The 12,610-nt window shown below is 31.0% G+C and carries 15 protein-coding genes; 8 read left to right on the top strand and 7 right to left on the bottom strand.

Features of this window, described 5'->3' with window-relative positions; translation table 11 throughout:
• Window positions 1-106: 106 nt before the first annotated feature.
• The 5 genes from ACQY6M_RS00660 to ACQY6M_RS00640 form a co-directional block, all read right to left on the bottom strand.
• On the bottom strand, window positions 107-877 hold the full coding sequence (locus tag ACQY6M_RS00660) for a pentapeptide repeat-containing protein (protein WP_428742768.1): 771 nt from the start codon (window positions 875-877) through the stop codon (window positions 107-109).
• Between the two features lie 120 nt (window positions 878-997).
• A complete protein-coding gene (locus ACQY6M_RS00655) occupies window positions 998-1,270 on the bottom strand; it encodes an HU family DNA-binding protein (protein WP_133534361.1) in 273 nt (90 codons plus the stop codon).
• Between the two features lie 186 nt (window positions 1,271-1,456).
• On the bottom strand, window positions 1,457-2,401 hold the full coding sequence (gene fmt / locus ACQY6M_RS00650) for a methionyl-tRNA formyltransferase (protein WP_428742767.1): 945 nt from the start codon (window positions 2,399-2,401) through the stop codon (window positions 1,457-1,459).
• Window positions 2,402-4,288: a RecQ family ATP-dependent DNA helicase gene (locus ACQY6M_RS00645; RefSeq protein WP_428742766.1), complete on the bottom strand. Its 1,887-nt coding sequence runs from the start codon at window positions 4,286-4,288 to the stop codon at window positions 2,402-2,404. It lies immediately after the preceding gene.
• Entirely contained in the window at window positions 4,281-4,823 is a 543-nt protein-coding gene (locus tag ACQY6M_RS00640) for an AAA family ATPase (RefSeq protein WP_428742765.1), read from the bottom strand. The genes ACQY6M_RS00645 and ACQY6M_RS00640 overlap by 8 nt, the downstream gene beginning before the upstream one ends.
• 119 nt (window positions 4,824-4,942) lie before the next feature.
• On the opposite strand from ACQY6M_RS00640, the gene ACQY6M_RS00635 reads away from it, so the two are divergent.
• From ACQY6M_RS00635 to ACQY6M_RS00600, 8 genes are all read left to right on the top strand, one after another.
• Window positions 4,943-5,224, top strand: a complete 282-nt coding sequence (locus ACQY6M_RS00635) for a DUF493 family protein (protein ID WP_428742764.1) — start codon at window positions 4,943-4,945, stop codon at window positions 5,222-5,224.
• 9 nt (window positions 5,225-5,233) lie between these two features.
• Window positions 5,234-6,835 carry a peptidylprolyl isomerase gene (locus ACQY6M_RS00630; RefSeq protein ID WP_428742763.1) on the top strand — a complete coding sequence of 534 codons (1,602 nt, stop codon included), beginning with the start codon at window positions 5,234-5,236 and terminating at the stop codon, window positions 6,833-6,835.
• 6 nt (window positions 6,836-6,841) lie between these two features.
• Window positions 6,842-7,699, top strand: coding sequence for a hypothetical protein (locus tag ACQY6M_RS00625; protein WP_428742762.1), 858 nt, complete (start codon window positions 6,842-6,844; stop codon window positions 7,697-7,699).
• A complete protein-coding gene (locus ACQY6M_RS00620; RefSeq protein WP_428742761.1) occupies window positions 7,662-9,050 on the top strand; it encodes a peptidylprolyl isomerase in 1,389 nt (462 codons plus the stop codon). The genes ACQY6M_RS00625 and ACQY6M_RS00620 overlap by 38 nt, the downstream gene beginning before the upstream one ends.
• A 106-nt stretch (window positions 9,051-9,156) precedes the next feature.
• Window positions 9,157-10,110 (top strand): AAA family ATPase, encoded by a 954-nt coding sequence (locus tag ACQY6M_RS00615; RefSeq protein ID WP_428742760.1) that lies wholly within the window; start codon window positions 9,157-9,159, stop codon window positions 10,108-10,110.
• Window position 10,111: 1 nt separating this feature from the next.
• Window positions 10,112-10,558 carry a YybH family protein gene (locus ACQY6M_RS00610; protein ID WP_428742759.1) on the top strand — a complete coding sequence of 149 codons (447 nt, stop codon included), beginning with the start codon at window positions 10,112-10,114 and terminating at the stop codon, window positions 10,556-10,558.
• A gap of 11 nt (window positions 10,559-10,569) precedes the next feature.
• On the top strand, window positions 10,570-11,127 hold the full coding sequence (locus tag ACQY6M_RS00605) for a Crp/Fnr family transcriptional regulator (protein WP_428742758.1): 558 nt from the start codon (window positions 10,570-10,572) through the stop codon (window positions 11,125-11,127).
• A gap of 62 nt (window positions 11,128-11,189) precedes the next feature.
• Entirely contained in the window at window positions 11,190-11,936 is a 747-nt protein-coding gene (locus ACQY6M_RS00600) for an SDR family oxidoreductase (protein ID WP_428742757.1), read from the top strand.
• A gap of 125 nt (window positions 11,937-12,061) precedes the next feature.
• Here the strand turns inward: ACQY6M_RS00600 and ACQY6M_RS00595 are convergent, their stop codons facing one another.
• Together ACQY6M_RS00595 and ACQY6M_RS00590 are read right to left on the bottom strand one after the other, a co-directional pair.
• Window positions 12,062-12,310, bottom strand: a complete 249-nt coding sequence (locus ACQY6M_RS00595; RefSeq protein WP_428742756.1) for a hypothetical protein — start codon at window positions 12,308-12,310, stop codon at window positions 12,062-12,064.
• 12 nt (window positions 12,311-12,322) lie between these two features.
• On the bottom strand, window positions 12,323-12,607 hold the full coding sequence (locus ACQY6M_RS00590) for a DUF1360 domain-containing protein (protein ID WP_428742755.1): 285 nt from the start codon (window positions 12,605-12,607) through the stop codon (window positions 12,323-12,325).
• Window positions 12,608-12,610 lie beyond the last annotated feature (3 nt).

The following is a 12,610-nucleotide window of genomic DNA, read 5'->3' as shown; positions in this document are numbered from 1 at the left end:
TAGTATAATTAAAAACAAGAGTCAACTTAAAAATTGAATAAGCAAAAACTCGGAATGAATATTCCGAGTTTTGTTCTTTATAGTTTAAGAGAAAAGTTTTTTACAGTTATTTTTTAAGTAAGTGTTTATTAAAGCTTTTTCCGTTTATTTTGGTGTATTTTGAGTCAATATCAAAGGCTACTTCCATACCAGTAATGTCAAACTCACCAGATACTTTAGTATATTTAATATTTAAGTCTTCTTCAAATTTTACATTTCTAAACGACACACCGTCTTTGAATTCGGTATACTTAAAAATAGCACTCTCATTAAAAACTGAATTTTCGAAACTTACAAAACGCTTAAAATTGGCGTATTTAAAAGTTGAAGGCTCTTCAAATAAAGTGTTTTTAAATGAAATATCTCTATCGAATTTAGCATACTTAAAAGTAGAGTCCCCTTTAAATTTTGTGCCAGAAAAGTCGGTGTTTTTTTCGAAATCAGAGTATTTAAACATAGCTTTTTGTTCAAAAGTACAATCTCTAAATACTACCATATCTTCAAAATTAGCTACAAAAGTATATCCACTTTTTTCATCAGGAATGTAAGCTAATACATCATCATCAAAAGTACAGTTTACAAAGGAAACTTTATTTGTGATTTGCTTCTCAATAGTATTAGATCCGCCATCGTTCCACCATTTTTTTCTTGTAGGTAATTTAGGTAGAGCTTCTTCCATGAAAGTAAAGTCTAATGTTCCTTTAATGGTTGCATTTGAAATTTCTACTGCTTTTCCGTTTTTTACATCTCTCATAATGTCAGAAGCGTTAACGGTTTTTTGTGCAAAAGCAGTTGAGAAGCAAAATAGAAGTCCGATAACTGTAATTATATTTTTCATTTTTAAAGGTTTTAAGTTCTATTTAATAGACAATGGGCATCTATTTTTTGTGACACTTAAGAATAAAAAAACAGCATTTAGTTGCCTAAATGCTGTTTTTAATATGTTTCGAGGAGAATATTAGTTCACTGAATCGCTTAAACCAGCACCAGCTTTAAACTTAACTACGTTTTTAGCAGCAATTTTGATTTCTTTTCCAGTTTGAGGGTTTCTACCAGTTCTAGCAGCTCTCTTAGAAACAGACCAAGTTCCCCATCCAACTAAAGCAACTTTATCACCTTTCTTTAAAGTTTTAGTTACGTTAGCAGTTAAAGAATCTAATGCAGCTTTAGCAGCAGCTTTTGAAATTCCTGCATCAGCAGCCATCGCATCGATTAAATCTGATTTGTTCATAATTTTAATAGATTTTAAAAATTAATTAATATTTTTTGCTTCAATAGCTCAACAAATATAGACGGAATGCGGTATTGTGCAAGATTTGCCCCTAAAAAAACACTCTTTTGTTAATAAGTTACTCTGAATTGTTAATAACCTTAATTATTTTTTCGTTGAAAACGTTAAAACCTTATAAATAAAGGGCTACAGCATTTTAGCACCTTTTTCAAATTGGTAACCATTTAATAAACTTTGAGTATCCATTAATTTTTTACCCGAAATTTTAATTTGACGGATATTTAAGCAACCATCTGTAACTGCTACTTTTAACTCTTTTTTAGAGGCAATGATTGTTCCATATTCTAAAGAGTGTACAGTATTTTCTTTTGATACTCCATAAATTTTAGCTGAAACTTCCTCTTCTCCATTTATAATAGTTGTCCAAGCAGCAGGATACGGGTTTAATCCACGAATATGATTATAAATATCTTGTAATGGTTTAGACCAATCAATTTTACAGTTGTCAGGGTACAGTTTTGGAGCTGATTTTTCTTCTAATTCTGGTTGTTTGGTGGTTGCCACATCACCTTTAGCAATTAAATCGACAGTTTCAGCTACTAGATTAGCTCCTAAATACATAAGTTTGTCATGTAACTCACCTACAACTTCATCTTCTTTAATGTCTACTTCACTTTGTAAGATGATTTCACCTGTGTCAATCTTATCATCAATAAAGAAAGTAGTAACACCTGTTTTGGTTTCGCCATTTATAATAGCCCAGTTAATAGGAGCAGCCCCACGATACTCCGGTAATAAAGAAGCGTGTAAATTAAAAGTGCCATATTCAGGCATTGCCCAAATCGATTTAGGTAACATTCTAAATGCCACTACTATTTGTAAGTTGGCGTTCCATTTTTTTAATTCTTCTTGAAATTCTTCACTTTTTAAATTTGTTGGTTGAAGAATAGGTAAGTTTTGAGATAACGCATACTTTTTAACTGCAGACTGATTAAGTTTACGCCCTCTACCAGCAGGTTTGTCTGCTGCAGTAATAACTCCTACAACATTATAGCCATTCTCTACTAAGTGTTGTAAAATAGTAGCAGCAAAATCTGGGGTTCCCATAAAAACTATGCGTAAATCTCTCATTTATATCAAATAATATTTATTGTTATTCGTGTGTATTTTTTCTTCAGCAAGTAGCTCACGCAAAAGTATTAAAATGTTCGCTTCTTTTTCGTTTAGAACTGAGCAGATTTCGATAACTGTATAGCTTTTTCCATCTTTGAATAGAGATAATAGATCTTGTTGATTTACACTAGTTCTTGTTTTTTTCTGTAAACAAACATCACAAATTCCACAGTTTTTAATATTGTGTTCATCAAAATAGGAGAGAAGTTGTACACTTCTACAAACTGCGTCGTTTTGGATAAACTGAAGTATATCGTTGTTTTTTTGTTCTTTTTGTTTGATGTATTGCTGAATGGTTATTGAAATGCGATTAATGGTTTTATTATCTTCTCTCGGATGCAAAAAGAAAAGCTCAGCATTGTTGGTTGATTTTGCATATGTAATCAGTTCTTCTTGGGCTAATTTTTCTAGCATAGTAATAACAGACCAAGAAGTTGAGCCTAGTTTTTTAGCGATATAGAATTCATCAATTTTCACAGGATTTTCAAAAATTCCTCCATACAAGCGTAAAATTTGCTGAATAAAATTTTTAAGCTGTGTATTTTTATGAGTTTGAGAAATTACTTGTTTACTTGATGCTAAAAACTGAACGGTAGACTTTTGTTGAAAATTATGATTGAGTTCTATAACTCCATTATTAGCTAGTATTTGAAGCGCATTAAAGGTTTTGTTGGGTATAAAACTGTATTTGCTACAAAAATCCAAAAAGTTGAAGTCAAAAGCCGATTCAATTAATTCCCCTTTGGCAATTTGAAAGTGTTGATATAATTTTTGATGAACAGTTTTTATTTCATCAACACTAGGAAGTGATTTTTTAAGTAATTCACTACTTAGAGTAATATCACTGTTATTTGTCAATACTACAGAAAAAGATTTATTTCCGTCACGACCACCACGACCTGCTTCCTGAATGTAATTTTCAATTGAAGAAGGCAAATTGATATGTACAACTACTCGAACATTTGGTTTGTCAATTCCCATTCCAAAAGCGTTGGTAGCAACAATAATTGGTGTTTTTTCTGTCGTCCAATTATCAAAAGCGAGTTTTTTTTCTACAGAAGACAATCCGCCATGATAAAATGAACTTTTAAAACCTTGTGCATTTAGGTAACTGCTGATTTCTTTTGTTTTGCTGCGTGTATTCACATATACAATTGCAGGAGCTTTTGTTTTTGTGAAAATTTGATTCAGTTTACCAAGCTTGTCTTCTGTCTTAAAAATTTGATACGCCAAATTTTTACGATAAAACGATTGTTTAAAAACAGTTGGGTTTTCCAACTCAAGTGAACTTGCAATATCTGAAATTACTTTCTTTGTAGCAGTAGCTGTTAAAGCAATTATGGGAGCTAAAGGTTGCAATTCTTTTAGAATAGTAATATTTTGATACGACGGACGAAAATCATGACCCCATTCAGAAATACAATGCGCTTCATCAATAGCAATCGAATTAACGTCTAATTGCTTAATTTTCTCTTGAATAAAACGAGATTGTAATCGTTCAGGAGAAAGGTATAAAAATTTAGTGTTTCCAAATCGAACATTATCAAAAAGCGTAATAATCTCATCTTGTGTACTTCCTGAAGGAATTAAGGTTGCTTTGATTCCTTTATTAGTAAGATTGGTTACTTGATCTTGCATCAAAGCAATTAAAGGCGAAATAACGATGCAAACACCTTTTGTTACTAATGCAGGTACTTGAAAACAGATGGATTTACCCCCTCCTGTAGGAAGTAGAGCAACTACATTGTTTCCTCCTAAAACTTCGGTGATTATTTCTTGTTGAGACTCTCTAAACGAGTTGAACCCCCAGTATTGTTTTAGTATTTGAAGTGCAGTATCATACATTGTGTTTTAATGCATGTAAAATAAAATCGCAACGTTCATGTACCGTCCCAAAAGGAACATCAATTATATTATAACCTATTTCTACGTAAGCTTCTTTTAAAAAAGTGTCAATTCTTACTGATTGTTCAAACGTCTCGTAACGTTCGTTATCAGATCTATAAATGGCTTCCCAAGGTGAACACATAAATACTTTTGTATATAAGTATTGGTTGCTTTTTTCTATGAAAATATCAGGGTAATCAGACCCTAGGTAATTCATATAAGCATGTACATCTGGAATACCCCTGTCAAAAAAGATAATTTCAGCGTCACTTTCATGCGCGTCTATATATTGTTGTTCTCTTCCTTCTAATAAGAGTTGACTAAATAGTAAAGGTTGCTCTAGAAAAAGTTGATCAATTCCTTCTTTTTGAGCTTTTAGGGTAACCTCTCTCGAAATCTCTGGCATACATTCATATCCACGTTTGATAAATTCTCTTAAAATAGAGGATTTACCTGTGCCTGGACCACCTATTAAAACTATTTTTTGTTGCATGGGGCAAAAATAGAAGTTTCAAGTTATAAATATAATAATATAGTGTAATTTTGTGCTTCATCATTAATGTATTCGGCATTTTCTTGATGAGTTTTAATAAAAATAGTAATTATTGAGTTATGCAAGATAGAGAAGCTTTTTACGCAAAGTTAAAATCACAATTAGAAGACACGACTACTTTTCCTGCGAAGTATTTATATAAATTTATTGTTCCAACTGATGGAAACCAGGTACAAGAAGTACAAGATTTGTTTAATGATGGGGGAGCGGTTATTGATACTAAAAAATCTAAAACAGGAAAGTATGTGAGTGTATCTATACACTTAACAGTTAAAAGTTCAGACGAGGTTATTTCATATTATAAAAAAGCAGAGGCTATAAAAGGAATTATTTCTTTGTAAATTTATAGCATGAACAAACTTCTTTTTATATTATTTGTCTGTTGTAGTGTACTACCCGCTTTTTCGCAGAAAGATCAAGAATTATTTAGCATAAACGATGTTCCTATTATGGTTTCGGAGTTTAGGCAAGTATATGAAAAGAATTTACCGATAGTTGAAGATAAAGAATCAAAAGATATTGATAACTATCTAGAATTGTTTATCAATTATAAACTAAAGGTAAAAGAAGCATACGATTTAAAGTTAGATACGGTTAAAGCTTATCAACAAGAATTTGAAGGGTATAAGCAACAATTAACAGCTCCGTATTTGTATGATAAAGAAACTTTAAACAAGCTAGTACGACAAGCCTATAATCGTACTAAAAATGAAGTTAAAGCGAGCCATATTTTAATCCAATATCCTAGTAATGGAATTGCAGTTGATACTTTGTTCTTACTAGAAAAAATTAATCGGATTAGAAACCGTATTGTATCGGGAGAAGATTTTGCTGTAGTGGCTAGGGAAGTGTCAGAAGATCCTTCTGCAAGAGTTAATGGAGGTGATTTAGGGTTTTTTTCAGCTTTTACTATGGTATATCCGTTTGAAGAAGCGGCTTACAATACAAAATTTGGAGAAATATCAAAGCCATTTAAAACAAAATTTGGACTTCATATTTTAAAAGTTACAGGAACAAGACCTTCAAAAGGTGAGTTTGAGGTAGCGCATATTTTAGTTAAGAATTCAGCAAAGAGCCAATCGAAAATAGATTCAATATATCAAAAATTACAATCAGGTGCTTCTTTTGAAAAAATGGCTATGAAGTGTTCAGATGATTTTGGTTCAGCTAAAGCTGGAGGTAAATTACCAAGGTTTGGTACTGGGAAAATGGTAGAAGAGTTTGAAAATAATGTTAGATCTTTAACTAAAGAGGGAGCATATAGTAAACCTTTTAAAACTAAATATGGATGGCATATTGTTAAGCTATTAAAAAACTATCCCGTGGCATCATTTGAAGAGATAAAAGATGAATTGACACGAAAAGTAAAAAATTCTAAAAGAGCAAATATCTCAAGTTTAGCAGTATATAAAAAGCTAAAGGGGAAATATCAAGTTAAAGAATACCCTAAAGCATTGGCAATTTTTACAAAGAATAAAAAAGGAGTATTAAAGGAAAATGAATTGAATGCTACTGTGTTTTCTATCAATGAAAAAAAACTATTACAAAAAGACTTTTTAAAGTATATTAAGTTAAAAAAGCAGACAAGTATTCAAAGTTTATTTGAAGAGTTTAAAAATAAAGAGCTTATAAACTATTTTAAAGAGGAATTGGTAAAAACTGATCCAGTTTTTAAAAATACATTGTTAGAATACAAAGAAGGTTTATTGTTATTTGATTTGATGCAAGAAAAAATATGGAATAAAGCGTCACAAGACACTTTAGGATTAAAAGCATACTATTTTTCAAATCAATCAAAATATGGTAAAGAATTTGATAAAATAAGAGGTAAGGTGATGAGTGATTATCAAGATCAATTAGAAAAAGAATGGGTCAAAGATCTAAGAAAAAATAATACTGTTGTAGTTAAGGAAAGAGTGTTGAAAAAGTTAAAAAAAATATATAACCAATAATTTAAAGTGAAAAAATATAGTTTTTTAATAGTATTGTTAATTGTAGCTTCATGTGATTTAGTTAGTTTGAAAACTAAAAAAACGGTAGAAGACAAACCTATTGCAACGGTATATAACAAGCATTTGTATATGAAAGATATAAAGGTATTGTTACCGAAAAATCTTTCTCCAAAAGATAGTTTGGTTATTGTTAAAGGACTTATCAATTCTTGGGCTAAACAAGAGTTATTATACATAAAGGCAGAAGAGAATATTTCAGAAGTTAATAGCGAAGAGATTCAAAACTTGGTGAATGATTATCGAAAGAGCTTGTATATCAACGGTTACAAAGAGCGTTTGATAAAGCAGCAACTAGATACGATTGTAACCGAAGAAGAAATAGCTTCGTATTATGAAGAGAATAAAGAAAACTTCAAAGTAAGTGAAGAATTACTACAATTTGAATATGTACATTATGGTAAAAATTTTTTAGATAAAAAAGAGACCATTGCGCAATTCAAGTCAGATAAGGAAGAAGATAAAGAAGATTTAGAAAGACATTTATTAAACTTTAAATCGTATCGTTTACAAGATTCAACATGGGTAACTTTTGATTATTTAAAGAAAAAAATACCGCCTTTACGTACAGAAACTAAGGAAAGTTTGTTAAAAATATCAAAATTCATACAAAAAGAAGATAGTTTAGGAGTATATTTGGTCGCTGTAAAAGATGTGTTGCCGAAAAATGCTACGGCTCCATTAAGCTATGTAAGCCTTAGAATTAAGCAAATTATTTTACATAAAAGAAAACTAGAATTAATACGAGATATTGAAAAAAAGCTGATAAATGATGCCATTCAAAACAAAAATTTTAAAGAATACTAGTGTAGTATTTACTTTCTTTCTAGCAAGTTTAACAACCTTAAATGCACAAAACTCAGAACAAAGCAAAATAGATGGTGTTGCTGTAGTTGTGGGTAAAAATATTGTTTTAAACTCTGATATCGATAAATTTAAGCAAGAGGTTGAGTTAAGAAGTGAAGGGAAAGTAAAAATTTCTGATTGTGAAATGCTTGAGGAATTAATGCAGCAAAAATTATTAGCTCATCATGCAGTTATTGATAGTGTTACAGTAGCTCAATCTGAAATAGATAGTAGAGTGGAAAGAAGTATTGCCTTTTTTACCAATGAATATGGAAGTGAAGATAAGGTAGTTGCAGCTTACGGTTTTAATGATATTGAAGATTTGAAAAAAGAACTAGGTAATGTTCAAAAAGAAAATCTTTTAATAGAAAAAGAGCAACAGAAAATTACAGAAGATATTGATGTAACACCTGAAGAAATACGTGTATATTTTAAAGGGTTACAAGATAAAGAGGAGCTTCCAGAAATTCCAGCAGAAGTTCAATTAGAGCAAATCGTATTAAAAGCGGAACCAACCAAAGAAGAAGAAGACCGCGTTATTAATAAGCTTAAAGAAATAAAAAAAGAAGTAGAAAACGGAGCAAGTTTTAAGCTTAAAGCAATTATTAATTCAGATGATCCAAGTGTAGCTCAAAATGGAGGTAACATGGGAATCATAACAAAAGAAACAGGATTTGTTAAAGAATTTAAAGAGGCAGCTTTTTCATTAGATGAAGGGCAGATATCAGAACCTTTTAAATCACCTTTTGGTTATCATATTGTTTACTTAAGCAAGATTAGAGGAAATGGACGTGAAGTATCTCATATTTTGATACAACCTGAAATTTCTGATGAAAAATTGAAAGAGACAAAAGAAGAAATAGAGAAAATAGTAGCTGATATAAAGGAAGGAAAAATAACTTTTGAAGAAGCAGCAAAAAAATATTCTGAAGAAGAAGAAACAAAAAATAATGGAGGATTGTTAGTAAATCCTTATACACAAGAAACTACTTTTGAGTTAACAAGAATGCCTCCAGATTTATTTGCTAGAATTAGTGAATTAAAGAAAGGTGATTTATCTGATATTTTTTATGATGAAACACGTGAAGGGGAAAAGATGTATAAAGTAATCTTCTTAAAAGACAAGACAGAGAATCATACAGCTGATTTGGTAGAAGATTATGTTAGAATGCAACAATTTGCTTTAGCTAAGAAAAAAGAAGAGCAAGTAACAAAATGGACCAAACAGAAAATAGAAGAAACCTATATAAAATTAGGGAATGATTATAAGAAGTGTACCTTTAAAAAAGATTGGAAAAAAGAAAATAAATAAGAAGTAATAAAATTAGTATATTGTGATTCCCGCGAAAGCGGGAATTTCGTTTTTATAAAAACGTGTAATTAAAATTTTTGAATAAAGAAGATTTAAAACTTAATGTATGTCTGATGTAACCGCAGTTAACACTTTAGTAGAGAAGTACAGTCAATTACAAAAAGAAATAGGAAAAATAATAGTTGGGCAGCAAGAGGCTGTAAATTATACTTTGCTTTCTGTTTTTTGTGGAGGACACTCATTGTTAATAGGTGTGCCAGGTTTAGCAAAAACTTTGTTAGTAAATACTATTTCAAATGCTCTAGGGTTAAATTTTAATCGTATTCAATTTACTCCAGATTTAATGCCTTCTGATATATTAGGGAGTGAAATATTAGATGAAACACGCCATTTTAAATTTATAAAAGGTCCTATTTTTTCAAATATCATTTTAGCGGATGAGATTAACCGCACGCCACCTAAAACACAAGCGGCTTTATTAGAAGCGATGCAAGAAAAGTCTGTAACTGTAGCGGGACATCACTATAAACTAGATTTGCCATTTTTTGTGCTAGCAACACAAAACCCGATAGAGCAAGAAGGAACATATCCATTACCAGAAGCGCAGTTAGATCGTTTTATGTTTTCTATCAATTTAGAATATCCAAGTTTTGAAGAAGAAGTACAGGTGGTAAAGAATACTACTTCTATAGAGGAACAAAGGGTGGATGCTATTTTTTCTTCGGAAGAGATTATAGCCATTCAAAAATTGATTCGTAAAATTCCAGTGGCAGATAATGTGATTGAATATGCGGTTAACTTAGTTGGTAAAACACGTCCAAAATCAGATAAAGCTACAGAATTAATCCAAAAATACATTGATTGGGGCGCGGGTCCAAGAGCCTCACAAAACTTAATTTTAGCAGCAAAAGCGCATGCAGCAGTCAATGGAAAGTATTCTCCAGATATTGAAGATGTACAAGCAGTAGCTATTCCAATTTTATCACATAGAATAGTAAAGAATTACAAGGCGGAGGCAGAAGGAATTACGATGAAAGAAATCATTAACTCTCTATTTTAAAATGAAGAAATTACTTAGCATTTTTTTGTTAGTCATACTATTTGTTTCATGTAAACAAGAAGTAGTTAAAACTGTTTCAGAAGAAGTAGAAAAGCAAGAAATTTTATCAGTGATGAAAGCCCAAGAAGAAGCGTGGTCTAATCATGATTTAGAAGGGTTTATGCAAGGGTATTGGAAAAGTGATTCCTTAAAATTTTACGGACGCAACGGAATTACTTTCGGTTGGCAAAAAACCTTAGACAACTACAAAAAAGGGTATCCTACGAAAGAACACTCAGGTAATTTAACTTTTAAAATCAACGATATTTCAAAAATTACAGAGGGAGCGTATTTGGTTATGGGAGAATATCACTTAAAAAGACCTGTAGGAGATGCTGACGGCGTTTTTATGATTATCTTTAAGATGATACAAGGTGAGTGGAAAATCATTGCTGATACTTCGTGTTAAATTAAAAATTAATGAGCACAGTTTTTAAAGAATTACTTCCTGATGAAAAAGCAAATGAGTTATTAGCAATAGGGAAAATAGAGACTTTGAAAAAGGGTGATTATTTTGTTCGAGCAGGTGCAACACCTAAAAAAATAGGATTTATAAAAAAAGGACTTTTCAGATATGTTTACATCAATAGCTTAGGAAAACAATTTACCAAAGGTATCATATTAGAAAATCAATTTATAGCTTCATATTCAGCAATGATATCCAATGAACCATCCTTTTTTTTTATTGAAGCGTTAGAAGACTCTGAAGTATTTTCCATTCCATATAATAAATGGTTAAGTTTAGTGGATGCAGATCCTTTTTGGATGAGGTTTTTGTTAAAACTAGTAGAAAAAGGTTTTATAACAAAAGAAAAAAGAGAAAGAGAATTACTCTTGTTAAATGCAGAGACTAGGTATGTGAATTTTTTAAAAGAGTATCCAAGTATTGAATACAGAATACACCAAACAATTGTAGCTTCTTATTTAGGAATTCAACCAGAATCGTTAAGTAGAATTAGAAAAAAAATAGCGACTTAACATAGGTCAATGTGTGAGGTAATCATCAAAATTATTTTTGTTAAAAACACAAAAGTAATTATATGAAACTTACCCAAAATACCGTTTTAATAACAGGAGGAAGCTCAGGAATAGGTTTAGAGCTAAGTAAAGAACTTCTTAAAAGAAAGAATACCGTAATCATTTGTGGGCGTTCAAAAGAGCGATTAGCAACGGCAAAAAAACAGTATCCAGCACTAGAAATAATCCAATGTGATGTAGCTAAAGAAGAAGATTGCCTACGATTGGTTAATTGGATTAATGAACATCACCCTAAAATTAATGTATTGATTAATAATGCGGCTATAGTTCACAAAACAAGCTTTTTTAATACTACTGATGCTATAAGCAAAGCCAATCAAGAAATGGAGGTAAACTTTATGGGGCCGTTACGATTAATTCATTTGCTAGCTAGTCAGTTGGCTAGTAATAATAGACCTGCAATCATAAATATTACAACAGGTTTAATATATGCGCCTAAGGCAGATTACCCTTTTTATAATTCTACAAAATCAGCGCTTCATTCTTTTACACAAGTAATACGTAAACAGCTTGAAAAATCAACAATTAAGGTAGTTGAGGTTATGTTTCCTGTAGTTGACACACCTTGGCACAAAGGAAGTGCACCTAAAATAGCTATAACGCCTCAGAAAGCAGTAGAGGAAATGCTTAAAGGAGTAGAAAAAGGAAAACTTGAAGTTAGAGTAGGAGGTGTTCGATTTTTTTACAGATTAGCACGAATAGCCCCATCTTTAGCATTCAAGCTTATAAATAATTTAGAAGAATCATAAAGCATAAAGGTATAATTCACATATAAATTAAAAAGAAGCCCAAATAGGCTTCTTTTTTATAAAAATTTATTGTTTTCTTAAGAATAGTGAGTGGAAAATTGCTATTGAAATTTCTTGTTAGGTGATTAAACTTTTTTTAAAAGAGGTTCACCAAACATTGAAGAAGCATCATATTCAGGAATTTTTACTAAAGATTTTTTAGCTGAAAATTGATATGTTTTTCCAGAAACAGAACCTGTAAGTTCCAACATACTTTTGCCTATATATTTAAAGGTTAAAAATTTTTGTGTTTCAGCTGATTGCTGAGTTTTATTACTAGTTTTAGAATTATAATACTCTTTAAGAGTTGTTCTTTTTTGACCACAACAAGACATAATTTTAATTTTTTAAGAAGTTGGTTTTTCAATAATTTTTTGGATAATGCATGAAGCACCAGATAAGGCTAGCCAATATAAGAGTAACTCTAACACCGAGCTAGCTTTCCATATAGCAAAAGGAAGTGCAATCCACATACTTAGACAGTAAAAGCAATCGAGCAAGCTTCCAAAGAAGCTTTGCCCTAATTGCATTCTAAACTTAATAACTAAATTATATGGACCATCTTCATAACTGAAAAGATGAGTAATACGCCATACAGCTAATACAACTAATATGAAATCGAAGAAGACCATATT

It is taken from the genome of Tenacibaculum sp. (assembly GCF_050290165.1).
Lineage (GTDB): Bacteria > Bacteroidota > Bacteroidia > Flavobacteriales > Flavobacteriaceae > Polaribacter.
This window is presented reverse-complemented; position numbering and strand designations above follow the sequence as displayed.

Bases quoted from the DNA above. Each gene is read 5' to 3' on its own strand.
- ACQY6M_RS00640 (WP_428742765.1), bottom strand. From the start codon at position 4,823: ATGCAACAAAAAATAGTTTTAATAGGTGGTCCAGGCACAGGTAAATCC.
- ACQY6M_RS00610 (WP_428742759.1), top strand. From the start codon at position 10,112: ATGAAGAAATTACTTAGCATTTTTTTGTTAGTCATACTATTTGTTTCA.
- fmt (WP_428742767.1), bottom strand. From the start codon at position 2,401: ATGAGAGATTTACGCATAGTTTTTATGGGAACCCCAGATTTTGCTGCT.
- ACQY6M_RS00635 (WP_428742764.1), top strand. From the start codon at position 4,943: ATGCAAGATAGAGAAGCTTTTTACGCAAAGTTAAAATCACAATTAGAA.
- ACQY6M_RS00600 (WP_428742757.1), top strand. From the start codon at position 11,190: ATGAAACTTACCCAAAATACCGTTTTAATAACAGGAGGAAGCTCAGGA.
- ACQY6M_RS00595 (WP_428742756.1), bottom strand. From the start codon at position 12,310: ATGTCTTGTTGTGGTCAAAAAAGAACAACTCTTAAAGAGTATTATAAT.
- ACQY6M_RS00655 (WP_133534361.1), bottom strand. From the start codon at position 1,270: ATGAACAAATCAGATTTAATCGATGCGATGGCTGCTGATGCAGGAATT.
- ACQY6M_RS00590 (WP_428742755.1), bottom strand. From the start codon at position 12,607: ATGGTCTTCTTCGATTTCATATTAGTTGTATTAGCTGTATGGCGTATT.
- ACQY6M_RS00645 (WP_428742766.1), bottom strand. From the start codon at position 4,288: ATGTATGATACTGCACTTCAAATACTAAAACAATACTGGGGGTTCAAC.
- ACQY6M_RS00615 (WP_428742760.1), top strand. From the start codon at position 9,157: ATGTCTGATGTAACCGCAGTTAACACTTTAGTAGAGAAGTACAGTCAA.
- ACQY6M_RS00605 (WP_428742758.1), top strand. From the start codon at position 10,570: ATGAGCACAGTTTTTAAAGAATTACTTCCTGATGAAAAAGCAAATGAG.
- ACQY6M_RS00660 (WP_428742768.1), bottom strand. From the start codon at position 877: ATGAAAAATATAATTACAGTTATCGGACTTCTATTTTGCTTCTCAACT.
- ACQY6M_RS00630 (WP_428742763.1), top strand. From the start codon at position 5,234: ATGAACAAACTTCTTTTTATATTATTTGTCTGTTGTAGTGTACTACCC.
- ACQY6M_RS00620 (WP_428742761.1), top strand. From the start codon at position 7,662: ATGATGCCATTCAAAACAAAAATTTTAAAGAATACTAGTGTAGTATTT.